At 51.8% G+C, this 515-nt stretch carries 1 protein-coding gene; it reads right to left on the reverse strand.

From position 1 onward, the window contains the following. A partial coding sequence (locus ABD353_RS40255) for a transglycosylase SLT domain-containing protein (RefSeq protein WP_344628647.1) occupies positions 1–490 on the reverse strand: 490 nt, incomplete at its 3' end. Positions 491–515 lie beyond the last annotated feature (25 nt).

A 515-nucleotide genomic window follows, 5' to 3' on the forward strand; every position in this document is an offset into this window, starting at 1 on the left:
CGTAACTGCGGGTCTGTTTTAAACCATAATTGCGCCCTGTGCTCGGAATGATCTGCCAAATGCCTGCGGCATTGGCGCCAGACGTCGCGTGTGGGTCAAAAGCGCTCTCCACTATGGGTAGTAATACCAGTTCCATTGGCATGTTACGTTTCTTAACCTGCCCGGCTATCCAGTACATATACGGCTCTGCCCGTAAAGTTACATCGTGGAGATAGCTCTTATTTCTTAAGTACTTCTGTTTCTGTTCGCGAATCCGGGGATTATCCGGTATTCCCATCTTTAGCTCGTCGCCTATGGAAGTCCACAGATCCTGGTCTTGCGCGTAGAAGGTTCCATCATCTAACCAGCGCGCTTGACTTGTGAACTTGCCTGCTTCCCCTTGACCAGCCGCAGAAAGGCTCTGTGCTCGCTGTTCGACGGTGCCATCGTGCTTAGACGCCTGGCACCCCACCAGCAGGACAGAGGCGAGTAATATCGCTCGTGCCTTCATGTGTGGGTCAATAGTTGCTTAAAAG

Origin of the sequence: Kitasatospora arboriphila, assembly GCF_039528095.1 — a bacterium.
In the GTDB taxonomy this organism is placed as follows: Bacteria; Actinomycetota; Actinomycetes; order Streptomycetales; family Streptomycetaceae; genus Kitasatospora; species Kitasatospora arboriphila.